The sequence below is a fragment of the Zoogloea sp. genome, from assembly GCF_044344315.1.
In the GTDB taxonomy this organism is placed as follows: domain Bacteria; phylum Pseudomonadota; class Gammaproteobacteria; order Burkholderiales; family Rhodocyclaceae; genus Zoogloea.
The window spans coordinates 1-24,231 of the sequence record NZ_JBIJDC010000030.1 but is presented as its reverse complement, the minus strand read 5'-3'; the positions used below and the strand labels follow the sequence as shown (position 1 = coordinate 24,231).

17 protein-coding genes, 1 pseudogene and 1 riboswitch are annotated in these 24,231 nt (G+C 64.7%); of the genes and pseudogenes, 13 read left to right on the top strand and 5 right to left on the bottom strand.

Annotated features, from left to right (window positions below; genetic code table 11):
• Positions 1-11: 11 nt before the first annotated feature.
• Entirely contained in the window at positions 12-392 is a 381-nt protein-coding gene (locus ACIQ09_RS08795; protein WP_398308282.1) for a rhodanese-like domain-containing protein, read from the bottom strand.
• A 255-nt stretch (positions 393-647) separates the two neighbouring features.
• A riboswitch (cobalamin riboswitch) is annotated at positions 648-859 on the top strand.
• Positions 860-1,012: 153 nt separating this feature from the next.
• Here ACIQ09_RS08795 and ACIQ09_RS08790 point away from each other — a divergent pair.
• Both ACIQ09_RS08790 and ACIQ09_RS08785 read left to right on the top strand, forming a co-directional pair.
• Complete coding sequence (locus ACIQ09_RS08790) at positions 1,013-3,787, top strand: ribonucleoside-diphosphate reductase subunit alpha (protein ID WP_398308280.1); 2,775 nt, start codon at positions 1,013-1,015, stop codon at positions 3,785-3,787.
• Between the two features lie 47 nt (positions 3,788-3,834).
• Positions 3,835-4,971, top strand: a complete 1,137-nt coding sequence (locus tag ACIQ09_RS08785; protein ID WP_398308278.1) for a ribonucleotide-diphosphate reductase subunit beta — start codon at positions 3,835-3,837, stop codon at positions 4,969-4,971.
• 12 nt (positions 4,972-4,983) lie between these two features.
• Here the strand turns inward: ACIQ09_RS08785 and ACIQ09_RS08780 are convergent, their stop codons facing one another.
• Complete coding sequence (locus ACIQ09_RS08780) at positions 4,984-5,970, bottom strand: short-chain fatty acyl-CoA regulator family protein (protein WP_398308276.1); 987 nt, start codon at positions 5,968-5,970, stop codon at positions 4,984-4,986.
• Positions 5,971-6,194: 224 nt separating this feature from the next.
• Positions 6,195-6,308: pseudogene (locus ACIQ09_RS08775) on the bottom strand (helix-turn-helix domain-containing protein); the annotation flags it as partial.
• A gap of 189 nt (positions 6,309-6,497) precedes the next feature.
• Here ACIQ09_RS08775 and prpC point away from each other — a divergent pair.
• From prpC to ACIQ09_RS08750, 5 genes are all read left to right on the top strand, one after another.
• Positions 6,498-7,652: a 2-methylcitrate synthase gene (prpC, locus tag ACIQ09_RS08770; RefSeq protein ID WP_398308274.1), complete on the top strand. Its 1,155-nt coding sequence runs from the start codon at positions 6,498-6,500 to the stop codon at positions 7,650-7,652.
• Positions 7,653-7,665: 13 nt separating this feature from the next.
• Positions 7,666-10,284, top strand: coding sequence for a Fe/S-dependent 2-methylisocitrate dehydratase AcnD (gene acnD, locus ACIQ09_RS08765; protein WP_398308272.1), 2,619 nt, complete (start codon positions 7,666-7,668; stop codon positions 10,282-10,284).
• The gene (gene prpF / locus ACIQ09_RS08760; protein ID WP_398308270.1) at positions 10,284-11,471 is read left to right on the top strand and encodes a 2-methylaconitate cis-trans isomerase PrpF; all 1,188 of its coding nucleotides are present in this window, start codon (positions 10,284-10,286) and stop codon (positions 11,469-11,471) included. The genes acnD and prpF overlap by 1 nt, the downstream gene beginning before the upstream one ends.
• Positions 11,472-11,484: 13 nt before the next feature.
• Complete coding sequence (locus tag ACIQ09_RS08755; protein WP_398308268.1) at positions 11,485-12,345, top strand: oxaloacetate decarboxylase; 861 nt, start codon at positions 11,485-11,487, stop codon at positions 12,343-12,345.
• A gap of 166 nt (positions 12,346-12,511) precedes the next feature.
• Positions 12,512-13,069 (top strand): GntR family transcriptional regulator, encoded by a 558-nt coding sequence (locus ACIQ09_RS08750; protein WP_398308266.1) that lies wholly within the window; start codon positions 12,512-12,514, stop codon positions 13,067-13,069.
• A gap of 55 nt (positions 13,070-13,124) precedes the next feature.
• Here ACIQ09_RS08750 and ACIQ09_RS08745 read toward each other — a convergent pair whose 3' ends face one another.
• Positions 13,125-14,579, bottom strand: coding sequence for a short-chain fatty acyl-CoA regulator family protein (locus ACIQ09_RS08745; protein ID WP_398308264.1), 1,455 nt, complete (start codon positions 14,577-14,579; stop codon positions 13,125-13,127).
• Between the two features lie 182 nt (positions 14,580-14,761).
• Between ACIQ09_RS08745 and ACIQ09_RS08740 the strand changes: the two genes are divergently transcribed.
• Genes ACIQ09_RS08740 through mmsB form a run of 5 tightly spaced genes read left to right on the top strand, consistent with a single transcriptional unit; the run spans position 14,762 to position 20,320 of the window.
• On the top strand, positions 14,762-16,276 hold the full coding sequence (locus ACIQ09_RS08740) for a CoA-acylating methylmalonate-semialdehyde dehydrogenase (protein WP_398308262.1): 1,515 nt from the start codon (positions 14,762-14,764) through the stop codon (positions 16,274-16,276).
• 22 nt (positions 16,277-16,298) lie between these two features.
• Positions 16,299-17,459 carry an acyl-CoA dehydrogenase family protein gene (locus tag ACIQ09_RS08735; protein ID WP_398308260.1) on the top strand — a complete coding sequence of 387 codons (1,161 nt, stop codon included), beginning with the start codon at positions 16,299-16,301 and terminating at the stop codon, positions 17,457-17,459.
• Entirely contained in the window at positions 17,456-18,244 is a 789-nt protein-coding gene (locus ACIQ09_RS08730) for an enoyl-CoA hydratase (protein ID WP_398308258.1), read from the top strand. Before ACIQ09_RS08735 ends, ACIQ09_RS08730 begins: the two co-directional genes overlap by 4 nt.
• A gap of 11 nt (positions 18,245-18,255) precedes the next feature.
• Positions 18,256-19,392, top strand: coding sequence for an enoyl-CoA hydratase/isomerase family protein (locus ACIQ09_RS08725; RefSeq protein ID WP_398308256.1), 1,137 nt, complete (start codon positions 18,256-18,258; stop codon positions 19,390-19,392).
• A gap of 19 nt (positions 19,393-19,411) precedes the next feature.
• Entirely contained in the window at positions 19,412-20,320 is a 909-nt protein-coding gene (mmsB, locus tag ACIQ09_RS08720; protein ID WP_398308254.1) for a 3-hydroxyisobutyrate dehydrogenase, read from the top strand.
• On the opposite strand, the gene ACIQ09_RS08715 is transcribed toward mmsB, so the two are convergent.
• On the bottom strand, positions 20,310-21,212 hold the full coding sequence (locus ACIQ09_RS08715) for a LysR substrate-binding domain-containing protein (RefSeq protein ID WP_398308252.1): 903 nt from the start codon (positions 21,210-21,212) through the stop codon (positions 20,310-20,312). The genes mmsB and ACIQ09_RS08715 overlap by 11 nt on opposite strands.
• Before the next feature lie 99 nt (positions 21,213-21,311).
• Here ACIQ09_RS08715 and metE point away from each other — a divergent pair, with 99 nt between their 5' ends.
• The gene (metE, locus tag ACIQ09_RS08710; RefSeq protein WP_398308250.1) at positions 21,312-23,606 is read left to right on the top strand and encodes a 5-methyltetrahydropteroyltriglutamate--homocysteine S-methyltransferase; all 2,295 of its coding nucleotides are present in this window, start codon (positions 21,312-21,314) and stop codon (positions 23,604-23,606) included.
• Positions 23,607-24,231: the final 625 nt, after the last annotated feature.

Sequence of the window (24,231 nt, the reverse complement as noted above, 5' to 3'; positions counted from 1 at the left end):
GCCGAAAAGGATCAATCAAAGGCAGGAAGACTCGGTCTGGCAACCGGCCGGCCCGTGGCTGCCCAGGCATCGAAGCCACCCGCCAGGGATTGAACGTGGACATAACCCATATCCTGCAAGGCTCTGGCCGCGAGTGCGGCCCGGCCGCCGGTCTTGCAATAGAGCACGAGCTTCAAATCCCGACTGCCCAGTTCGGGGGTCCCGGCAAGCTTGAACTCCAGCATTCCGCGGGAAATGTGGAGGGCACCAGGCAGATGACCTGCCGCGAATTCATCTGCCTCTCTTACATCCAGCAACACATCTGCGTCGCGAATAGCTTGTTCGGCATCGTCAAGAGACACTTCACGGATGAGGGCCTTGGCGGCCATGACCAGATCGTGGGCGGTTTTCATGGATATCCTCGGGTGTTGGTATGGGGTAGCCGAATGGCCACAAGCGCAGAATATTAGCAAACAATGATTCTTTCGTTCAGCTGATTGCAGTCGGAACCATTCACCAAGAGCAGGGTAGGGATGAACTGGGCAAACCGACATCTCTGCGGTCTTCAATAGCGCGCATGTAAAGCGGCGCTGTCCGCGTATATGGTACGAATTTTTAGAAATCAACTATATGTAGTACTTTTGTTGACGACACATCGGTCTCGTCTGCATACTGCAGTCGTTGTTGGTTCCCGCTGCCATGGGGATTAAAAGGGAATCCGGTGCCAGGCTCAGACCTGCAATCCGGAGCTGCCCCCGCAACTGTCATCGGTGAGTGCACCACTCCCACTTTGCCACTGGATGCCTGAATCGGTCCGGGAAGGCCGGTGGTGCACGCTGACCCGAGAGCCAGGAGACCTGCCACAACTTTCTTTGCAACAACAGGGCGGGGTGTCCCTGGCGAAAGGTGTGTGCATGTCGAGTTTTTCCGAATGCGGCGAGTCGTACCCGGGTAGGGGTGTATCTCTATCCCGACGCGGCCTCGCACTGCCCATCTGCGCTGGATTCTCCGCCCCCCGAACCGGAGAGTCCCTTTGTCCTCGAACGTCCTAGCCCTCAATGCAGGCACCGAGCCCTCGCTCGTCGCCTTCCAGGTTATCCGTCGCAACGCCGCCGTCGTCGCCTTTGATCCGGAGAAGATCTCCGTGGCGATGACCAAGGCTTTCCTCGCCGTGGAGGGGAGCCAGAGTGCCGGCTCTTCCCGCGTGCGGGAAGTGGTGGCGCGCCTTACCGACGTGGTGGTGCGCTCACTGACCCGACGCCTGCCCGACGGGGGCACCGTGCACATCGAGGACATCCAGGACCAGGTGGAACTGGCCCTGATGCGCTCCGGCGAGCACGACGTGGCCCGTGCCTACGTCCTCTACCGGGAGCGCCGTGCCGAGGAGCGGGCCGCCCGGTTCGTCGCGAGCGTTTCGGCCGTCGAGCCCTCCGTGCTGCACGTAATGGTGGACGGCGCCAGGCACCCCCTTGATCTCGCCGAGCTGCGAGCAGTGTGCGCAACCGCCTGCATCGGGCTGGAGGAGAGCGTCTCGGCAGATCTGATCCTTGAGCACGCCCTGCGCAATCTGTACGACGGGGTCGCGGTGGAGGAAGTCACCCAGGCCCTGATCCTGTCGGCCCGCAGTCTCATCGAGACGGACCCGGGTTACGACTACGCCACCGCGCGCCTGTTGCTGGCGAGGCTGGTGCAGGAGGTGCTGGATCGTCCGGTGCCCGCCGAACAGATGGGCGCCGCCTGCACGGACTATCTCCCCCGCTTCATCCGGAAAGGGATCGAAGCGGAGCTGCTCGACCCGCGCCTTGCCGAGTTCGATCTGGACCGGCTTGCCGCTGCTATCCGACCCGAGCGGGATCGACTCTTCGGCTACCTGGGCCTTCAGACCCTCTACGACCGCTACTTCCTGCACATCGACGGCCGGCGCATCGAGCTGCCGCAGATCTTCTTCATGCGTGTGGCGATGGGGCTGGCCCTCGGCGAGATCGACCGGGAGGCCCGGGCCATCGAGTTCTACGACCTGATCTCGAGCTTCGATTTCATGTGCTCCACGCCGACCTTGTTCAACAGTGGCACCCTGCATTCCCAGCTGTCCTCCTGCTACCTGACCACGGTGGCCGACGACCTGGAGGGCATCTACCAGTCCATCAAGGAGAACGCCCTGCTACAGAAGTACGCCGGCGGCCTGGGCAACGACTGGACGCCGGTACGCGCCCTGGGGAGCCGTATCAAGGGCACCAACGGACAGAGCCAGGGGGTGATTCCCTTCCTCAAGGTCGTCAATGACACCGCGGTGGCGGTCAATCAGGGCGGCAAGCGCAAGGGTGCCGTATGTGCCTACCTGGAAACCTGGCACCTGGACATCGAGGAGTTCCTGGAGCTGCGCAAGAACACCGGCGACGAGCGCCGCCGCACCCACGACATGAACACCGCCAACTGGATTCCCGACCTCTTCATGAAACGGGTCCACGAGAACGCGGAGTGGACGCTCTTCTCGCCGTCGGACGTGCCCGACCTGCACGACAAATACGGGCAGACCTTCGAAACCGCCTACCTTGCCTACGAAGCCCGAGCCGAGGCCGGCGAGATCCGCCTCTTCAAGAAGCTGCCCGCCGTGCAGCTGTGGCGCAAGATGCTGACCATGCTGTTCGAGACCGGGCATCCCTGGATCACCTTCAAGGACCCGTGCAATCTGCGTTCTCCCCAGCAGCACGTGGGCGTGGTGCACAGCTCCAACCTGTGCACCGAGATCACCCTCAACACCTCCGATGCCGAGACCGCCGTGTGCAACCTGGGCTCGGTGAATCTGCTCGCCCATCTCAAGGACGGCCAGCTCGACCAGGCCAAGCTGGCGCGGACGGTGCAGACCGCCATGCGCATGCTCGACAACGTGGTGGACATCAACTTCTACGCCACCCCCAAGGCCCGCAACGCCAACCTGCGCCATCGCCCGGTGGGGCTCGGGATCATGGGCTTTGCCGACTGCCTGTACCGGCTGGGCATTCCCTACGCCTCGCCTGCCGCGGTGGAGTTTGCCGACGCCAGCATGGAAGCCGTGTGTTTCCAGGCCTACTGGGCATCAGCCGAACTGGCGCGGGAGCGGGGGGCTTACTCCAGCTTCCGCGGCAGCCTGTGGGACAAGGGCGTGCTGCCCCATGAGTCCCTGGCCATCCTGGGCGCCGCCCGAGGTGGCTACCTGGAGACCAACCCGGACGTCCGCCTCGACTGGAGCGCCCTCAAGGCCCACATTGCCCGCCATGGCATGCGCAACTCCAACTGCGTGGCCATTGCCCCCACCGCCACCATCTCCAACATCATCGGCGTGTCGGCCAGCATCGAGCCTGCTTACCAGAACCTCTACGTCAAATCGAACCTGTCCGGCGAATTCACGGTGGTCAATGAAGCCCTGGTCCGCGACCTGAAGGCTCTCGGCCTGTGGGACCCGGTAATGGTCTCCGACCTGAAGTACTTCGACGGCTCCCTGGCCCGCATCGAGCGGGTGCCCGATGAACTCAAGGCCCGCTACGCCACCGCCTTCGAGATCGACCCCCGCTGGCTGATCGAGGCCGCCGCCCGGCGCCAGAAGTGGATCGACCAGGCCCAGTCCCTCAACCTCTACCTGGCCCTGCCGTCCGGCAAGAAGCTCGACGAGCTCTACAAGCTGGCCTGGATCCGCGGGCTCAAGACCACCTATTACCTGCGCACCCTGGGTGCCAGCCAGATGGAAAAGACGGGTGGCGCCGAAAGCGGGGGAGGGGAGGAGCCCCGCTTCTGCAGCATCGACAATCCGGACTGTGAAGCCTGCCAATGAACCCTGCGCACCACAACGGGTGCGCTCACCAGCCTGAATTCAAGACCATGAACGCCTTTCGCTTCGATGACTGGGAAACGGTTACGCCGAACCCGGCCCCTTCTGCCCCCCGGCCGGCGCCGGCCGGCTTGGGCATTGCACCTGCGGGTGCCACGTCAGCGACCCACCCTGCGCCATCCCTGGCCCCGGTGAATGCCGCCGACAAGCGCATCGTCGGTGGCAAGACCGACATCAACCAGCTGGCGCCCTTCAAGTACCCCTGGGCCTGGGAGTTCTTCCTCAAGGCCAACCGCAATCACTGGACGCCCCTGGAAATCTCCATGGCCCAGGACGTGCACGACTACCACCACAAGCTCAGCGGCGCCGAACGCCACGTCTTCGAGAACGTGCTGGCCTACCTCACCACCTCCGACATCCTGGCCATGCGCAACATCGGCCTGGCGGTGATGGAGAAGATGAGCGCCCCCGAGCTGCAGATCTACCAGGCCCGCCAGGTATACGAAGAAGCCCTGCACACCTGGACCTACCAGCACTGCATCGAGAGCATCGGCCTCGACCAGCAGGAGATCTACAACCGCTACCGGGTGGTGCCCGCCATCCACGGCAAGATCGCCCTGGCCAACCGGCGCCTGGAGCGGGTGATGCGGCCCGACTTCGACCTGACCGACCGGGACAACCTGCACGAATTCGCCCTGTCCTACTTCTTCTTCGCGGCGATCTTCGAAGGCTGCTGGTTCTACAACGGCTTCACCCCCATCTTCGCCCTGCAGCGCCGGGGCCTGATGAAGGGCGCCGCCGAGCAGCTGCAGTACATCATGCGCGACGAGGTGCTGCACTGCGCCTTCGGCATCCGGGTGGTGCGCGAACTGCTCAAGGAAGAGGACCTGAGCCTCGACCCCGCCGCCCTGAAGGCCCTGTGGGACGAAGCCGAAGCCGCCGAGTCGGCCTACGCCGCCTACATCCTGCGCGACCCCATCCTGGGCTACAACGCCGACCTGCATACCCGCCAGTTCCGCTTCATGGCCAACCGCCGGGCCCGCCAGGTCGGCCTCGCCGAACCCTTCCCCGGTGCCGAGAACGTCCTGCCCTGGCTCGACGAACAGGCCAACCTGCGCAAGGAGAAGAACTTCTTCGAGACGCGGGTCACCGAGTACCAGACGGGAGGTGCCCTGGCCTGGGAGTAGGGCGGGGCGCCCTCAGTCCTGGCGATAGGGCTCGAAGTAGCGGTGGTCTGCGTCGATGGACAGGCTTCGCCCCATGGCCGGGAAGGCCCGCTGTGAGCAATGATCCCGCTCGCACACCTTGCAGCCGGCGCCGATGGGCGTGGCGGCCTCGGGGGTGGCGAGGTCCAGCCCGCGGGAGTAGATCAGCCGGTCCGCGTGGCGCAGGTCGCAGCCCAGGCCAATGGAGAAGGTCTTCTCCGGAGAGCCATAGGCACCGGCTTCCCGGGATGTGGTGCGGGCGATCCACAGGTAACGGCGCCCGTCGGGCATGGCCGCAATCTGGGTGAAGATGCGCCCCGGTGAGGTGAAGGCCTCGTACACATTCCACAGGGGGCAGGTGCCGCCGATGCGCGAGAAGTGGAAATCGGTGGCGGATTGACGCTTGGAGATGTTGCCAGCCCGATCCACCCGGATGAAGAAGAAGGGCACACCGCGGGCAGCAGGGCGCTGAAGGGTGGACAGGCGGTGGCAGACCGTCTCGAAGCCCACGCCAAACTGCCTTTCCAGCAGGCCGATGTCGTAGCGGAGCGCCTCGGCGGCCTCCAGGAAGCGGCTGTAGGGCAGCACCAGCGCTCCGGCAAAGTAGCTGGCGAGGCCGATGCGGGCGAGGGCGCGGGACTCTTCCAGGGCAAAGCTGCTTTCGCTCGCCAGCCCGTCGATGAGGCTGCCGGCCTCGAGAAAGGCGATCTGGGTGGCGAGCTGGAAGGCCTGCTGCCCCCACTGGAGGCGCGAGGACAGGCGCAGCACCCGGGCGGCACTGTCATAGCTGCGCTGGGCACCACCGTCGTCCTTGTCGATGGCGACCCGCACGCCGTGCCCCGATTCCAGGCGCTGGGTGAGGGCGGCGACCAGATCCCTGCCGTCGCCACAGGATTCAAAGATCGACTCGGCCAGGCGGTCGAGTTCGTCGATGTGATTGTGTCGGGCGTAGAAGAAATCCCGCACCTCCTCGTAGGGCATGGGGGCCGGGCGAAACGTGCCGCTGCGATCAGCGTGCGCGCCACGGCGGGCATGTTGGCCGCCAGCTCACGGATCTCGGCGGTGGACACCGTGGTCTCGCCGGGGGCAGACAGGAAGACTTCACGCAGGTCTGCGATGAGACGGGCTTCGTCGTCCTCGGAGAACTGCTGGACATCGACGCCGAACACGGCGTTGAGCTTGAGCAGCACCGGCACGCTGAGGGGGCGCTGGTTCTGCTCGAGCTGATTGAGGTAGCTGGGGGAGAGCTCAAGGGCCCGGGCCAGGGCAACCTGGGTAAGGCCCCGCTCTTCACGAAAGCGTCGCAGACGGATTCCCATGAAGGTCTTCTTCATCTGGTGCTCCTCTCTTGAGTTTGAATGAATGGCATCTTCGCAATATTCGCAATTTCGCAGGATCGTGTTCGCAACGCTTCGCCTTTTTAGTGCTCGTCACTGCGGTCAGGGTGCGTATATTGCGAACTCCTCAAGACAAGCGCAAGCCCTAGCCGGATTGCATAGGAGACAGGAATGAACACACCACAAGAGTCCTCATTCAAGCCCAAGAAGTCGGTGGCCCTCTCGGGCATCACCGCCGGCGACACCGCCCTGTGCACCGTGGGCAAGAGCGGCAATGACCTGCACTACCGGGGTTACGACATCCTCGATATCGCCAAGCGCTGCCAGTTCGAAGAGGTGGCCCACCTGCTGGTGCATGGCAAGCTACCGACCCGGGCGGAGCTGAAGGCCTACAAGGCCAGGCTCAGGGCCCTGCGCGGACTGCCGACGAACGTCAAGGAAGCCCTGGAATGCCTGCCGGCTTCTGCCCATCCGATGGACGTGATGCGCACCGGGGTATCGGCGCTGGGCTGCGCCCTGCCGGAGAAGGACGACCATAACATCCCGGGCGCACGGGACATCGCCGATCGCCTGATGGCCTCCCTGGGGTCCATGCTGCTCTACTGGTACCACTGGTCCACCAACGGCAAGCGCATCGATGTGGAGACGGATGACGACTCCATTGGCGCGCATTTCCTGCACCTGCTGCACGGGCAGAAGCCCTCGGCCCTGTGGGAGCGTGCCATGCACACCTCCCTGATCCTCTACGCCGAGCACGAATTCAATGCCTCCACCTTCACCGGCCGGGTCATCGCCGGCACGGGGTCGGACATCTACTCGGCCATCACCGGCGCCATCGGTGCACTGCGGGGCCCCAAGCACGGGGGCGCCAACGAGGTGGCCTTCGAGATCCAGAAGCGTTACGACAGCCCGGATGAAGCCGAGGCCGACATCCGTCGCCGCGTTGAGGCCAAGGAGGTCGTGATTGGTTTCGGCCACCCGGTCTATACCGTGTCCGACCCCCGTAACGAGGTGATCAAGGGGGTCGCGGCCGAACTGTCGGTGGATGCAGGCTCCACCAAGATGTACGACATCGCAGCCCGCCTGGAAGCCGTGATGTGGGAGGTCAAGCAGATGTTCCCCAACCTGGATTGGTTCAGCGCCGTGAGCTACCACATGATGGGCGTCCCGACGGCCATGTTCACCCCGCTCTTCGTGATCGCCCGCAGCTCCGGCTGGGCGGCACACATCATCGAGCAGCGTATCGACAACAAGATCATCCGTCCGAGTGCGAACTATGTCGGGCCGGAAAACCGGGTCTTCGTGCCCATCGAGCAGCGCCAGTAAGGGCCAGGTGACCATGAACACTGCTTACCGCAAATTCCTGCCCGGCACCCGGCTGGACTACTTTGACGCCCGTGCCGCCATCGAGGCCATCCGCCCAGGCGCCTACGACGGGCTGCCCTATGTCGCCCGCGTGCTGGCGGAGCAACTGGTCCGCCGCTGCGACCCGGCCATGCTCACCGATGCGCTGGTGCAGATCATAGAGGGCCGGCGTGACATGGACTTCCCCTGGTACCCGGCCCGGGTGGTCTGCCATGACATCCTCGGCCAGACCGCGTTGGTGGACCTCGCCGGCCTGCGCGACGCCATTGCCGATCAGGGTGGCGATCCGGCCAAGGTCAATCCCGTGGTGCCGACCCAGCTCATCGTCGATCACTCCCTGGCGGTGGAATACGGCGGCTTCGATCCGGAGGCCTTCGCCAAGAACCGGGCAGTGGAAGACCGCCGCAATGAAGACCGCTTCCATTTCATCGAATGGACCAAGCGGGCCTTCGAGAATGTGGATGTGATTCCGGCGGGCAACGGGATCATGCACCAGATCAACCTGGAGAAAATGTCGCCGGTGATCCAGGTGCGGGACGGCGTCGCCTTTCCCGACACCTGCGTCGGCACCGACAGTCATACGCCCCATGTGGACGCCCTGGGTGTGATCGCCATCGGCGTGGGGGGCCTCGAAGCGGAAACCGTCATGCTGGGCCGGGCGTCGATGATGCGCCTGCCCGACATCGTCGGTGTCAGGCTGACGGGCACCCGTCAACCCGGCATCACCGCCACCGACATCGTGCTGGCGCTCACCGAGTTCCTGCGCCAGGAGCGGGTCGTCGGTGCGTGGGTGGAGTTCTTTGGCGAAGGGGCCGACAGCCTGTCCATCGGTGATCGGGCCACCATCTCCAACATGTGTCCCGAGTACGGCGCCACCGCCGCCATGTTCTACATCGATGCGCAAACCATCGACTATCTGAAGCTCACCGGCCGCACGCCGGAGCAGGTCGCGCTGGTGGAGCTGTACGCGAAGATCACCGGCCTGTGGGCGGACACACTGAAGACAGCGAAGTACGAAAGAGTGCTGGAGTTTGACCTGACGACGGTGGTGCGCAACATGGCCGGCCCGTCCAACCCCCACAAGCGCCTGCCGACCTCGGCGCTCACCCAGCGCGGTATCGCCGGCCCGGTCAAGCTGGAAATGGCTCGGGCGGAAGAATATGAGGGTCTGCTGCCCGACGGCGCGGTGATCATCGCCGCCATCACCAGCTGCACCAACACCTCCAACCCGCGCAACGTGGTGGCCGCCGGCTTGCTGGCCCGCAACGCCAACGCCCTGGGCCTTGTCCGCAAGCCCTGGGTCAAGACCTCGTTTGCGCCGGGGTCAAAGGTGGCCAGACTGTATCTGGAAGAGGCGGGGCTGCTCTCCGAACTCGAGAAGCTCGGCTTCGGCATCGTCGGGTATGCCTGCACCACCTGCAACGGCATGTCCGGCGCCCTGGATCCGGCGATCCAGCAGGAGATCATCGAGCGCGATCTCTACGCCACCGCTGTGCTCTCCGGTAACCGCAACTTCGACGGGCGCATCCACCCCTACGCCAAGCAGGCCTTCCTGGCCTCGCCGCCCCTGGTGGTGGCCTACGCCATTGCCGGCACGATGCGCTTCGACATCGAGCAGGACGTGCTCGCCGTGGTGGACGGCAGGGAGATCCGCCTGAAGGACCTGTGGCCATCCGACGAGGAGATCGACGCCATCGTCGCCCGCGCCGTGAAACCCGAGCAGTTCCGCCAGATCTACGAACCGATGTTCGCCCCCCGCCGGGATGAGGGCACCGCCATCAACCCCCTCTACGCCTGGCGCCCACGGTCCACCTACATCCGCCGTCCGCCCTACTGGGAGGGCATGCTGGCCGCCGAGCGGACCCTGCAGGGCATGCGGCCCCTGGCCATCCTGCCGGACAACATCACCACCGACCATCTGTCGCCGTCCAACGCCATCCTTCCCGATTCGGCGGCCGGCGAATACCTGGCGAAGATGGGCCTGCCGGAGGAAGACTTCAACTCCTACGCCACCCATCGGGGCGATCACATGACCGCCATGCGTGCCACCTTTGCCAACCCGACCCTCAGAAACGAGATGGTGCGCAACGCCGATGGCAGCGTCCGCGCGGGCTCGCTGGCGCGGGTCGAGCCGGAAGGGCAGGTGATGCGCATGTGGGAAGCCATCGAAACCTACATGCTGCGTCTGCAGCCCCTGATCATCGTCGCCGGGGCCGACTACGGCCAGGGCTCGTCCCGGGACTGGGCGGCCAAGGGCGTGCGCCTGGCAGGGGTGGAGGCCATCGTGGCCGAAGGCTTCGAACGTATCCACCGGACCAATCTGGTGGGCATGGGGGTGCTGCCCCTGGAGTTCAAACCCGGCACCACCCGCCTGACGCTGGGCCTGGATGGCACCGAAACCTATGATGTGATCGGCGCGCGCCAGCCGCGCACCGACCTGACCCTGGTGATCCACCGCCGGAACGGGCAGACCATTGAGCTGCCCGTCACCTGCCGGCTGGACACGGCCGAAGAAGTTTCGATCTACGAAGCCGGTGGCGTCCTGCAGCGTTTCGCCCAGGACTTCCTGGCCACTGAAAAGGAAACCGCCTGATGAGCGCTGTTCCCCAGATCCGCATTCCTGCCACCTACATGCGCGGTGGCACCAGCAAGGGAGTGTTCTTCCGGCTGGACGACCTGCCGGAATCCTGTCGCGTACCGGGCAAGGCCCGTGACCGCTTGTTCCAACGCGTGATCGGCAGCCCCGACCCCTACGCTACCCATATCGACGGCATGGGCGGGGCCACCTCGAGCACCAGCAAGTGCGTGATCCTGTCCCGCAGCACCCGGCCGGATCACGATGTGGACTACCTCTACGGGCAGGTCTCCATCGACAAGGACTTTGTGGACTGGAGCGGCAACTGCGGCAACCTGTCCACCGCTGCGGGCGCCTTCGCCCTCCACGCCGGGCTGATGGATCCGGCGCGCGTCCCCCACGACGGCGTCTGCGTGGTGAGGATCTGGCAAGCCAACATCGGCAAGACCATCATCGCCCACGTGCCGGTGAGGGCGGGGCAGGTCCAGGAAACGGGCGATTTCGAGCTCGACGGCGTGAATTTTCCGGCCGCCGAGATCATGCTGGAGTTCGTCGAACCGTCCGATGAAGGGGAGGAGCGCGGTGCCCTGTTCCCCACCGGCAAGCCTGTGGATGAGCTGGAAGTGCCGGGCGTCGGCACCTTCAAGGCAACGATGATCTCGGCCGGCATTCCGACCGTCTTCGTCAATGCCGCCGAGATCGGCTACACCGGCACCGAGCTGCGCGAAGCCATCAATGGCGACCCGGCAGCCCTGGCCCGCTTCGAGGCGATCCGCGTGGCCGGGGCCCTGCGCATGGGTCTGATCAAGACCCCCGAAGAGGCCGCCACCCGCCAGCACACCCCCAAGATCGCCTTCGTCGCGCCCCCCCATGGCTACATTTCCTCATCGGGCAGGCCCATCAGCGCCGACCAGGTGGACCTGCTGGTGCGCGCCCTGTCGATGGGCAAGCTGCACCACGCCATGATGGGCACTGCGGCGGTCGCCATCGGCACGGCGGCGGCCATCCCCGGCACCCTGGTCAATCTGGCGGCCGGCGGGGGCGAGCGTAGCGCGGTGCGCTTCGGCCACCCCTCCGGCACCCTGCGCGTGGGCGCCGAAGCCCGTCTGGTGGACGGCACATGGACAGTAACCAAAGCCATCATGAGCCGCAGTGCGCGGATTCTGATGGAAGGCTGGGTCCGCGTGCCCGGCGACGCATTCTGAGCAAGGACTCCCCATGTCTTCCCGCAAGAAACTCAAGGAACTGGTGGCCGCCAAGCGTGGCGTCATCGTCCCCGGCGCCTTCAACGCCCTCTCGGCACGCGTCATCGCCGACCTGGGCTTCGAAGCCCTCTACATCACTGGTGCCGGCGTGACCAACATGTGGTTCGGCATGCCCGACCAGGGCTTCATGGGCCTGGCCGAAATTGCCGACCACACCGCGCGTATCCGCGATGCCGTCGAGCTGCCCCTGCTGGTAGATGCCGATACCGGCTTTGGCAACGCCCTCAACGTGTATCACACGGTGCGCACCCTGGAGCGTGCCGGGGCCGACTGCATTCAGCTCGAAGACCAGGTGGCGCCCAAGCGTTGCGGGCACTTTGCCGGCAAGGACGTGATCTCCACCGAAGAGGCGGTGAGCAAGATCAAGGCGGCCGTGGATGCGCGCCGCGATCCGGATTTCCTGGTCATGGCCCGCACCGACGCCGCGGCGGTTCATGGCTTCGAGGCGGCCGTCGAGCGGGCCCAGCGGTTCGCCGAAGCCGGCGCCGACATCCTGTTCGTCGAGGCCGTCACCACGGCCGAAGAGATCCGGGCGCTCCCGCAGCGCCTCGCCACCCCGCAGCTGATGAACATGGTCATTGGCGGCAGGACACCGATCTTCAACGCCGCGGAGCTCGGTGAGCTCGGTTTCGGCATCGTCCTCTACGCCAATGCCGCGCTGCAGGGCGCGGTGATGGGCATGCAGAAAGCCCTCGGCGTGCTGCGTGACGACAAGGAGATCCTGGAGTCCGGCGGTCTGGTGACGCCCTTTGCGGAGCGCCAGCGCCTGGTGGGCAAACCGGGCTGGGACGCGCTCGAAAAACGCTACATCTGATCGCAGCGGATTGCCGGGTGATCGAGCCCGGCAATCCGCAAATCGATCCACGGTTTCGCCGCCGAACCAATTCCTTCTCTCCCGAGCGGGTCTCTCCAGGACCTGGGTTCGTGCGGCTCTTTTATTCGCCTCTTCCGAACGGGATCAGCCATTCGGAAGGGGGAGGGTGCTTGTATTGGGATTGAGCATGTCCGCGCCACAGATTGAGTCCATTCCTCGTCCAAAAGCACTCTTTGAGGCCATTGCCGATTCCCTGCGCAGCCGGATCCTGAATCACGAGCTGCCTCCGGGCGCGGCCATCGACGAGACATCGGTGGCAAGAGAGCTCGGAGTCAGCCGCACACCGGTCAGGGAGGCCATCAAGGTACTGGCCAGGGACGGCCTGGTCACGGTGGCTCATCGACGCATCAACCATTGCACGGTCACCGAGTTCAGTGCATTCGAGCTGGCCGATCTGCTCAGGATCACGGAGCATCTCGAGGCTTTTCATCATGACTGGGAGACCAATCCCTTCGTGCAGGATCTATTGCAGCGCGTGACGGACAAGATCTATCTGGCCCTCGGCCCCGGCTTTCTGACGGCCGATCTCGATGCCAGGCAGGCGCTGACGGAAAGGGAGGCCCCTCCGGATCGGGCCCGTCAGGCAGCCAGAAAGGCACTCACTGATTATTTTGTATGGCGCCGACTCGAAGTGGCCAAGCGGGTGATGAAGACGCCTTCATGATTGCCCGACATCTGAACGGCAAGGTGCCTTCGATCCACCTCCCCTCACCGTTCCGCTACAACAGGTTCATCGGCCTCGCCCTTGGCGCTTCGTCGTCGAAGCGATAGGACACCAGGGACTCCTGATCCACCCGGATGTCCAGGGTTCGTCCGGCGGGCGGGAAGGCGCGCTGGATACAGTTCTGCCGCGGGCACACCCGGCAACCTGGGCCGATGGGAATCACCCGGTGCGGAGCATCGAGATCGAGTCCATCGCCATAGACCAAATGGCGGGCCTGACTCAATTCACAGCCCAGGCCAATGGAGAAGAGTTTCCGGGGGGCACCGTAGCCGCCGCCACCGCGGCTGATGGTGCGTGCAATACCGAAGAAACGTGATCCGTCGGGCATCTCGGCCACCTGAGTGATGATCGCGCCGGGGCGGGAGAAGGCATCGTGCACATGCCAGAGCGGGCATGCGCCACCATGGCGGGCGAAATGAAAGGCGGTGGCACTTTGCCGCTTGGAGATGTTGCCCGCCTGATCCACCCTGACCAGGTAAAAGGGCACACCGCGGGCGCCGCTTCTTTGCAGCGTGGACAGCCGGTGGCAGACCGACTCGAAGCCGACGGCAAAACGCCGCTGCAAGGCTTCGATGTCATATTTCTCGCGGCGCGCCGCATCCAGAAAGTCGGCATAGGGCATGAGCAGGGCACCCGCGAAGTAGTGGGCCAGCCCTTGCCGGGCCAGGGCCTGCCCCTGGGCTTCATTGATGCCGGCCGCGGCGATCTCGGCATCAATCACCTCCTGGTGGGCAATCAGGGCGAACTGGGTTGCAATCTGGAAGGACTGCTGGGCGTCGCTCAGGCCACTGGCGATACCCAGGCGCCTTCTCCGCTCGTCGAACTGCCGCAGTATTCCGTCCTTCACTTCCTCCAGGCGGATCAGCTCTATCCGGTGCTGTTTGCGCAGTGCTTCGCGCAGGGCTGCGACGCGCTCACCGGGGCGTAGCTGCAACTCGGCGGCCAGCGCCTCGGCCAGGCGGTCGAGGCTGTCGATGTGATTGTTTCGACGATTGAAGAAATCGCGAACGATCTCGTGGGGCAGCGGAGCCAGGGTGGCAGGCTGCGTGTCGCCGTGGATGCGATCCACCATGAGCGCATATTCTTCTTGCAGCATGTGGTGCCTCTGGGCCAGGCCGATGAATGCCGATGCGAGCTCGGGTACCTGCTCCACCATTCGGGCGATGTCGACCCGATCCGCTTGTCTGCCGACCAGTGACGGATCGCGGAAGATGGTCTGCAACTCCCCAAGCAGGCGTCTGTCCTGATCCTCCGAAAGCTCCGCGATGTCGCACTGGAATTCCTCGACCAGTTTGAGGAGTACGGCCGCGCTCACCGGCCGTTGGTTGTTCTCCAGTTGGCACACATAACTCAGGGACAAGCCCAGGCGGCCGGCCATGGCCGCCTGGTTCAAGCCGGCCTGCTCTCTCAGCCTTCTCAGGCGTGGCCCGATGAACAGTTTTTGATTCAATTCGGGTCTCCTCCGGTGGATTCACTCAATTCGCAGAATCATCATTCCACGTGCGAATTTATTCGCAACATTTCTCGTTTACATCAATAGCTTATTGTTGTTTCCTGCAGCTGTAAATACGATCTCTCCGAACGTGCCGGGACAAACCGGTCCGTCATGACAAACACGTCAAGGAGACACGCATGATCGATTCCACCCCCCGTACTGTGCCTACCGTCAAGCTGCTGATTGGCGGCGAGTTCCTTGAATCCCGCACGACCCAGTGGCGTGATGTGGTGAATCCCGCGACCCAGGAAGTTCTGGCCCGCGTGCCAATGGCGACGAGCGATGAGTTGGCTGCGGCCGTCGCCGCGGCACGGAAGGCCCTCTCCACCTGGAAGTCGACACCGGTCGGCACCCGGGCACGGATATTCCTGAAGTACCAGCAGCTCATCCGCGAGAATCTCAAGGAAGTCGCTGCCATCCTGACGGCCGAGCAGGGCAAGACGTTGGCCGATGCAGAAGGCGATGTGTTCCGCGGGCTGGAAGTGGTGGAGCACGCCGCCAATATCGGCAGCCTGCAACTGGGTGAGCTGGCCAACAATGTGGCCGGCGGTGTGGACACCTACACGCTGCTTCAGCCTCTGGGGGTCTGCGCCGGCATCACCCCCTTCAACTTCCCGGCGATGATCCCCCTGTGGATGTTCCCGATGGCCATCGCCTGCGGGAATACCTTTGTGCTCAAGCCCTCCGAACAGGATCCCCTGTCCACCATGCGTCTGGTCGAGCTGGCGGTGGAGGCGGGGATTCCGCCCGGCGTGCTCAACGTGGTTCATGGCGCGGCCGAGGTGGTGGATGGCCTGTGCGACCACCCGGACATCAAGGCCATCTCCTTTGTGGGCTCGACTCGTGTCGGGACCCACGTGTACAACCGCGCCACCCAGGCCGGCAAGCGCGCCCAGTGCATGATGGGCGCCAAGAACCACGTGGTGGTGTTGCCCGATGCGCAGAAGGAGCAAACCCTCAACGCCCTCGCGGGTGCCGGCTTCGGTGCGGCAGGCCAGCGCTGCATGGCCTCTTCCGTGGTGGTCTTTGTCGGCGCGGCAGCGTCCTGGTTGCCCGAGCTGGTGGAGCGGGCGCGTGGCCTGAAGGTCAATGCCGGCCACGAGCCGGGTACCGATGTGGGGCCGGTCATCTCCACCGCCGCGCGGGCGCGCATCCTCGATCTCATCGAGGCGGGCGTGAACGAAGGCGCCAGCCTGGAGCTGGACGGCCGTCAGCCGGAGGTGGCCGGTTACCCGAAGGGCAACTTCATCGCCCCGACCTTGTTCTCCGGCGTCACGCCGGGGACGCGGATCTACGATGAGGAGGTCTTCGGCCCGGTGCTGTGCACCATGGCGGTGGACACCCTTGACGCCGCCATTGCCCTGATCAACGCCAATCCCAATGGCAACGGCACTGCCATCTTCACCCAGTCCGGCGCGGCGGCCCGCAGGTTCCAGGAGGAGATCGACGTGGGTCAGGTGGGTATCAACGTACCCATTCCGGTGCCCGTCCCGCTGTTCTCCTTCACCGGCTCGCGGGCGTCCAAGCTCGGTGATCTGGGCCCTTACGGCAAGCAGGTGGTCCTGTTCTACACCCAGACCAAGACAGTCACCGCGCGCTGGTTCGAGGACGACGTGGCGGCGCCGGTCAACACCACCATCAGCCTCAAGTAGGCACGGGCGCGGAGCCACAATCATGGACTTCGAACTGTCCGAAGATCAGCGCGCCTTCCGTGATACCGCAAGGGAGTTTGCGGCGCGGGAGTTTGCGCCCCAGGCCGCCCGCTGGGACGCGGAGGGGCATTTCCCGGTGGACGTCCTGCGACGCGCCGGTGAGCTGGGCTTCTGCGGCTTGTATGCGGCGCCCGAACATGGTGGCCTGGGGCTGCCCCGGCTCGATGCCAGCATCGTGTTTGAAGAGCTGGCCGCCGCCTGCCCGTCCACCACGGCTTACCTGACCATTCACAACATGGCGACCTGGATGGTGACCCGCTTCGCCCGGCCGGAGGTGGCCACCAAATGGGGGCCGCGCCTGGCGATGGGGGAGTTGCTGGCCTCCTATTGCCTCACGGAGCCGGGTGCCGGATCGGATGCGGCATCACTCGCCACCCGGGCCCGTCGTGATGGCGACCATTTCGTGCTGGATGGCGCCAAGGCCTTCATCTCCGGCGCCGGTGCCACCGACCTGCTGGTGGTCCTGGCGCGTACCGGTGAGGCAGGCCCTCAGGGCATCTCGGCCTTTCTGGTCGAGGCTGACAGCCCCGGCATCGGCTATGGCAAGAAGGAAGACAAGATGGGCTGGAACAGCCAGCCTACCCGCGGGATCACCTTTGATGGTGTGCGGGTGCCGGCACAGCACATGCTGGGGGCCGAAGGGGAGGGCTTTGCCATTGCCATGAAGGGCCTGGACGGAGGCCGGGTGAACATCGCCGCCTGCTCGGTCGGGGCGGCACAGGGTGCCCTGAGCGCGGCGCTGGCCTACGCCCAGGAGCGACGCCAGTTCGGCCGCACGTTGGCGGACTTCCAGAACACCCAGTTCAAGCTCGCCGACATGGCCACCGAACTAGTTGCTGCCCGGCAGATGGTGCGCCTGGCGGCAAGCCGGCTGGATGCGGGCGCCGGCAGTGCCACCCTCTACTGCGCCATGGCCAAGCGCCTTGCCACCGACCTGGGCTTCTCGATCTGCAACGAGGCACTGCAGATCCATGGCGGCTACGGCTACATCCGGGAATACCCGCTGGAGCGCTACCTGCGCGATGCGCGGGTGCACCAGATCCTCGAAGGCACCAACGAAATCATGCGCGTCATCATCGCCCGCCGCATGCTCAACGACAACTCCATGGAGACACTGCAATGAACACACGGACCTATCCCGGGCTCGAGCTCGAAAAGCGCGGCCACACCGCAATTCTGACCCTGGCCAATCCGCCGGCCAACACCTGGACCCAGGAGAGCCTGATGGCCCTCGTCGAGCTGGTCGACCATCTCAACGCCGACAGAGACATTTACAGCCTGGTGGTGACCGGCCAGGGCGACAAGTTCTTTTCGGCCGGGGCGGACCTCAAGCTCTTCGCCGATGGCGACAAGGCCGTTGCCGCCGGGATGTCCCATGCCTTTGGGCGGGCTTTCGAGGCGCTCGCCGGGTTTCGCGGTGTCTCCATCGCCGCGATCAACGGCTACGCCATGGGTGGCGGCCTTGAATGTGCGCTCGCCTGCGATCTGCGGGTGGTCGAGGAGCAGTCGGTGCTCGCCTTGCCGGAGGCTGCGGTAGGCCTGTTGCCCTGCGCGGGCGGCACCCAGTGGCTGTCGTGGCTGGTTGGTGAGGGCTGGGCCAAGCGCCTGATCCTGTGCGGCGAGCGTCTGGATGCGTCCACGGCGCTGCGCATCGGCCTGGTGGAAGAGGTTACCGGCCGGGGCGAAGCACTTGCTCGCGCCCTTGAACTGGCCCGGTCCGTCGAGCGCCAGAGCCCCACCAGCGTGACGGCCTGCAAGCGCCTTATCCAGGCAGCCCGCAGCATGTCTCCGGTTGAGGCGCTGCCCGTGGAGCGGGCCGAGTTCGTCAAGCTCTTCGATACGGCGGACCAGCGTGAAGGTGTCGCTGCCTTCCTGGAGAAGCGCAAACCGCAATGGCTCAACGCATGAAGGAGCGAACGATGGACAATGAATGCGTGATCCTGCGTCAGATCCCCACGGCCTGCGGCCGGCGCTTCGGGCACGCCACCCTCAATGCACCGAAGAGCCTCAACGCCCTGTCCCTGGAAATGATCGACCGACTGGCGCCGCAGCTGGATGCCTGGGCCGCGGATCCCCACATTGTCGGGGTGCTGCTTGACGGTAGTGGCGAAAAGGCGTTTTGCGCCGGCGGCGACGTGGCGGCCCTGTACCGGGCGATCAAGGCCGTGCCGGCCGGCGAAGTCGCGCCCGCGGCAGCGGCTTTCTTCGAGCGCGAATACCGCCTCGACTATCGCATTCACACCTATCCCAAGCCGGTGCTGTGCTGGGGGCAGGGCATTGTGATGGGGGGAGGGATCGGGCTGATGGCAGGGGCCTCCCACCGGGTGGCAACGCCTTCCACCCGCATGGCGATGCCGGAGATCTCCATCGGGCTGTACCCGGACGTGGGCGGGAGCTGGTTCCTGCGCCGCATGCCCGGCCATGTGGGGCTGTTCCTGGCGCTCACCGGCGCGCCCCTCGGCGCCGCCGATGCGCGCTTTGCCGGCCTGGCGGATTTCATCGTCGATGAGTCTGAGCGAGCCCGTGTTGCGGGACTGCTGGGCGACACGCGCTGGGAGGCGCCAGAGGTCGCTGGCGGCAACGAGGCCAACCACGCCCGCCTGGGCGCATTGCTTGATCGCCTGTCAACGCCGCGTGACAACCTGGCGGGCCCTTTGCGGGCCCACTTCGACCGGATCGAGGCGCTGATCGGCCACGATGGGCTGGACGGCATCGCCGAACGCCTGACGGCCCTGGCCGACGATGCCGATCCCTGGCTCGCAACGGCCGGCAAGGCCTTCACGCGCGGCGCGCCGAGTTCGGCACACCTCTCCTGGGCCCTGTGGCAGCGGGTACAGCATCTGTCGCTGGCCGACGTGTTCCGGCTGGAGTACGCGGTCTCGGTGGGGTGCACGGTGCAAGGTGATTTCGCCGAAGGCGTGCGGGCGTTGCTCATCGACAAGGACCGCAACCCGCGCTGGCGCCACGCCAGTCTGCGGGACGTCGGGCCGGACGAGATTGGCGCGCATTTCCGTCTTCGCGCTGCGGGCTCACACCCCCTGGCCGATCTCGGCTGACAACATCAAGGAGACACACATGAACGACCACACCATCGCCTTCATCGGTCTGGGCAACATGGGCGGGCCGATGGCCGCCAACCTTGCCAAAGGAGGCTTGTCCGTGCGGGGCTTCGATCTCGATCCCGCCTCTCGGGACCGTCTTGCCGAACACGGCGCGTACATCGCCGAGTCAGCCCGGGCCGCCGTTGCCGGGGCCGACGTCGTCATCAGCATGCTGCCGGCCAGCCACCACGTGGAAGGGCTGTTCCTCGGCGACGGCGAGACCCCCGGCCTTTTGGCTGACCTGCCTGCCGGAACCCTGCTCATCGACTGCAGCACCATCGCCCCGGCCAGTTCGCAGAAGCTGGCCCAGGCGGGGCGGGCTGCCGGCATCGCGGTGCTGGACGCGCCCGTCTCGGGTGGCACCGCCGGCGCTGCGGCTGGCACCCTGACCTTCATGGTGGGTGGGTGCAAGGACGACCTGGCGCGGGCCGAGCCACTGCTGCGCAAGATGGGGCAGAACATCGCCCATGCGGGCGATGCCGGGGCCGGCCAGGCCGCCAAGCTGTGCAACAACATGCTCCTGGGCATCCTAATGATTGGCACAAGCGAGGCCCTGTCCCTGGGCGAGTCCCTCGGCCTGGATCCGGCGGTGCTTGCCGGCATCATGAGGACGAGCTCCGGCGGCAACTGGGTGCTCGAGAAGTACAACCCGGTACCGGGCGTGATGGACAATGTACCGGCTTCCCGCGGCTATTCTGGCGGCTTCGGCAGCGACCTGATGCTCAAGGACCTGGGCCTCGCCCTGGAGGCGGCCATCGCCCGGCGCGCGCCGGTACCCCTGGGAAGCCTGGCCGAATCCCTGTATGCCGCCCACAGCCGGGCCGGCCATGGCGGGCTGGACTTCTCCAGCATCATCAGTCTGCTGAAGGGCGTCAGGGCATAACGGCGGCTGCCATCGGCTGGCGGGCCAGTTCGATGAAGGCCTGGAGGTAGTCGATGGCGCTGTCGGTTTCCCGCACGCCCAGGAAGATCTGCTTGGAGATACCGTCGGGCCCAAGACGGACGGGGACCACATCGACCTTGCTGGCGTACTCCAGGACCAGCCAGCGGGGCAGGGCGGCCACACCCCGTCGGCTGGCAACCATCTGCAGCATGATATCGGTGGTCTCGATGGTCTTGTGGCGCCTGGGGGCGATGCCCGCCGGCTGAAGGAAGCGGGTATAGATGTCGAGCCGGTCGGGCGCAACCGGATAGGTAATCAGGATCTCCTGCGCGATCTGCCCGGGCGTGACATGGGGCGCCTGCGCCAAGGGGTGATCCCGGGCGACTACCAACACCTGCTCGTAGTCGAGCACCGGCTCGAAAATGAGCCCCGGCTTGAACAGCGGATCAGGCGTCACCAGCAGGTCGATCTCGTAGCCAAAAAGGGCGCCAATGCCGCCGAACTGGAATTTCTGCTTCACATCCACATCCACGTCGGGCCAGGCTGCCAGATAAGGAGAGACCACCTTGAGCAGCCACTGGTAACAGGGGTGACATTCCATGCCGATGCGCAGCGTGCCGCGTTCGCCCTGGGCAAACTGGCGCAGGCGCTCCTCTGCCTGGGAGAACTGCGGCAGCACCCGGTTGGCGACCGCAAGCAGGTACTCACCGGCCTGGGTAAGACGCAAGCTGCGTCCTTCGCGCCGCCAGATGTCGGTGCGAAGCTGCTGTTCCAGCTTCTTCATGCTGTGGCTGAGGGCGGACTGGGTAACGCACAGGGTGTCGGCAGCGGCCGTCAGGGAACCCCGGTTTTCTACTTCGAGAATGACGGCTAGGTGAATTCGCTCAAGCATTTGAGTGAGAAAAATTCATAGATTGTTGAGATAAGACCATTTTACTTCATTGACTCTGCTCCCTACCATTCGATGCTTCATCGCATCCCGGAGCAACACATGACCACCACCCACACTCTTGGCTTTCCCCGCATCGGCGCTAGGCGCGAGTTGAAATTCGCGCTGGAGTCCTACTGGAAGGGGGATTCTTCCCGCGATGCCCTGGAGGCTCTCGGCGCACAATTGCGCCAGCGCCACTGGGCTGATCAGACCGGTATTGATTTGGTGCCCGTGGGCGACTTCTCCTACTACGATCAGGTTCTGGACATGAGCTTCACCCTCGGCAACCTGCCCGAGCGGGTGCGCGGCTTTCACGGGGATGTGCTCGACAATACCTTCCGCGTGGCCCGAGGCCGTTCAGCCCAGGCCGCGGAGGTCCATACCGGCTGCTGCGGTGGCGTGACCGCCGGTGAGATGACCAAGTGGTTCGACACCAACTACCACTACATCGTCCCTGAATTCACCGCAGAAACCGACTTCCAGCTCGATGCCTCGCGCCTGCTCGCACAACTCGCCGAAGCCAAGGCCCAGGGCGTGAAGGCCAAGCCGGTCATCATCGGCCCGGTGACTTACCTGGCCATTGGCAAGGCCAAGGATGATTCCGACAAGCTGGCGCTGCTGCCACGCCTGCTCCCGGTCTATGCCCAACTGCTGGATACTCTGGCGGAGCAGGGCGTGGAATGGGTGCAGATCGACGAACCGCTGCTGGTCACCGAACTTGATGCGGACTGGCGGCACGCCTTCAACACTGCCTATCACGAACTCAAGAGCAGCCGAACTAAGCTGCTGTTGGCGACCTATTTCGGTCAGCTTCAGGAGAACCAGTACCTGGCCGCCAATCTGCCGGTGGCGGGGCTGCATGTGGATGCGATCAATGGTCGTGAAGACGTGGGCCCCATCCTCAACCTGCTTCCTTCCAGCAAGGTGCTGTCCCTGGGCGTGATCAACGGCCGCAACATCTGGAAGACTGACCTCACGGCAGTGCTCGACTGGCTGGAGCCAATTGCCCAGCGCCTGGGGGAGCGCCTGTGGATTGCCCCTTCGTGCTCCTTGCTGCATGTGCCGGTGGATCTGGCCAGCGAGGAGAAGCTGGATGCGGAAGTGAAGTCCTGGCTGGCTTTCGCCCTGCAGAAACTCGACGAATTGAAGCTGCTGGGCGCCGCATTGCGGGATGGCCGCGACGCCGTCCGCGACGCACTTGCCGCCAATCAGGCTGCGCTCGCCGCCCGGCGCACGTCATCGCGGGTGACCCATCCCGCCGTCCAGGCCGCCGTCGCGTGCATCGATACCCACCTGGGCATGCGCGAAAGCCGCTACAACAAGCGGGCCCCCAAGCAGGCCGAATGGCTGAAGCTGCCCATATTTCCCACCACCACCATCGGTTCTTTTCCGCAAACGGCGGAGATCCGCCAGGCACGCAGCGAGTTCAAGGCGGGCCATCTGGATATGGCCGGCTACAAGTCAGCGATGCGCCGGGAGATCGAACGCAGCGTACGCGAGCAGGAGGCCCTGGGCCTGGATGTGCTGGTGCATGGGGAGGCGGAGCGCAACGACATGGTCGAGTACTTCGGCGAGCAGCTCGAAGGCTACGTCTTCAGTCAGTTCGGCTGGGTCCAGTCCTACGGTTCCCGCTGCGTGAAGCCACCCATCCTGTTCGGCGACATCAGCCGTCCCCGCCCGATGACTATTGAATGGATCACCTACGCCCAGTCCCTCACCAGCAAACCGATGAAGGGGATGCTCACCGGCCCGGTGACGATCCTCAACTGGTCTTTCGTGCGCGACGACCAGCCGCGTTCGGCGTCGTGCAGGCAACTTGCGCTGGCCATCCGCCAGGAAGTGCTGGACCTGGAGAAGGCCGGCATCCGCGTGATCCAGATCGACGAAGCCGCGTTGCGCGAAGGCCTGCCGCTGCGCAAGGCCCAGTGGCAAGACTACCTGGACTGGGCAGTGGAGAGCTTCCGCATCACCGCCAACGGCGTCCGCGACGAGACCCAGATCCACACCCATATGTGCTATTCGGAGTTCAACGACATCATCGCCTCCATTGCGGACATGGACGCCGACGTGATCACCATCGAAACCGCCCGCTCCGACATGGAGCTCCTCGATGCCTTCGACGACTTCAAGTACCCCAACGAGATCGGCCCCGGTGTGTATGACATCCACTCGCCCAACATCCCGACCCAGGAGCACATTGTTGCGCTGATGCAGAAGGCGGCCGAGCGCATCCCCGCCGAACGCCTGTGGGTCAATCCGGATTGCGGCCTGAAGACGCGCCAGTGGGCAGAGGTGACGCCCGCGCTGACCAACATGGTCGCCGCGGCGAGAACCTTGCGCACCCGTGCTGCCTGAGAAAGGCGTCTCCAGCATCCATCGTCCCGGCCTGGTGCCGGGACTCATTCTTCAAGGATCTCCCATGTTCGAGCGCGCGCTTTAAGAGCCAGCGCGGCCCACGGGGTGGCGTTGTCATTACCAACCAAGAAGGCATCGCCAAAAAGATCAATACGGCACGCGGCCTATGCATCGCCTCGTGTCGTACCGAAAGCCACCTCCTGCGACGCTCAATCAACGGTGCAAGAGTGGTTCAGCCTCATTCCCAAGATGGTTTGCAACATTCGCAATCGCGCATGCTCACGTTCGCAAAACTCGGCTCATTCAGGGGTGGATCCATTTTTTTGGCTGCGTATATTGCGAGATAGCCGTGGCGTTCACCTGGCACAGGCACTCAGGGCTGCCGGGATGAAATGATCACTGGAATCGAAGCCGAAAACCTTTTGTTGGAGTTGTCATGAACCAGGAAACAAGAAGCATGCTTGCCCGACCCCGCCCCGTGTTCGAAGTCCTTTCCGACGTAAGCGTCCAGCCAAGTCATCTTCTCAGTCGCTCGTAATCCCCTGACGATCATGTCCTCCAACACCATCTTCTGGAGGACACATGGACGCTTCAACAGTCAATCTTCCCACCGCCGGTCGGCGTC

Excerpts from the sequence above, each read along its gene's own strand:
- ACIQ09_RS08795 (WP_398308282.1), bottom strand. The coding sequence starts at position 392 with ATGAAAACCGCCCACGATCTGGTCATGGCCGCCAAGGCCCTCATCCGT.
- ACIQ09_RS08785 (WP_398308278.1), top strand. The coding sequence starts at position 3,835 with ATGAACGCCTTTCGCTTCGATGACTGGGAAACGGTTACGCCGAACCCG.
- ACIQ09_RS08780 (WP_398308276.1), bottom strand. The coding sequence starts at position 5,970 with ATGCCCTACGAGGAGGTGCGGGATTTCTTCTACGCCCGACACAATCAC.
- prpC (WP_398308274.1), top strand. The coding sequence starts at position 6,498 with ATGAACACACCACAAGAGTCCTCATTCAAGCCCAAGAAGTCGGTGGCC.
- acnD (WP_398308272.1), top strand. The coding sequence starts at position 7,666 with ATGAACACTGCTTACCGCAAATTCCTGCCCGGCACCCGGCTGGACTAC.
- prpF (WP_398308270.1), top strand. The coding sequence starts at position 10,284 with ATGAGCGCTGTTCCCCAGATCCGCATTCCTGCCACCTACATGCGCGGT.
- ACIQ09_RS08755 (WP_398308268.1), top strand. The coding sequence starts at position 11,485 with ATGTCTTCCCGCAAGAAACTCAAGGAACTGGTGGCCGCCAAGCGTGGC.
- ACIQ09_RS08740 (WP_398308262.1), top strand. The coding sequence starts at position 14,762 with ATGATCGATTCCACCCCCCGTACTGTGCCTACCGTCAAGCTGCTGATT.
- ACIQ09_RS08735 (WP_398308260.1), top strand. The coding sequence starts at position 16,299 with ATGGACTTCGAACTGTCCGAAGATCAGCGCGCCTTCCGTGATACCGCA.
- ACIQ09_RS08730 (WP_398308258.1), top strand. The coding sequence starts at position 17,456 with ATGAACACACGGACCTATCCCGGGCTCGAGCTCGAAAAGCGCGGCCAC.
- ACIQ09_RS08725 (WP_398308256.1), top strand. The coding sequence starts at position 18,256 with ATGGACAATGAATGCGTGATCCTGCGTCAGATCCCCACGGCCTGCGGC.
- mmsB (WP_398308254.1), top strand. The coding sequence starts at position 19,412 with ATGAACGACCACACCATCGCCTTCATCGGTCTGGGCAACATGGGCGGG.
- ACIQ09_RS08715 (WP_398308252.1), bottom strand. The coding sequence starts at position 21,212 with ATGCTTGAGCGAATTCACCTAGCCGTCATTCTCGAAGTAGAAAACCGG.
- metE (WP_398308250.1), top strand. The coding sequence starts at position 21,312 with ATGACCACCACCCACACTCTTGGCTTTCCCCGCATCGGCGCTAGGCGC.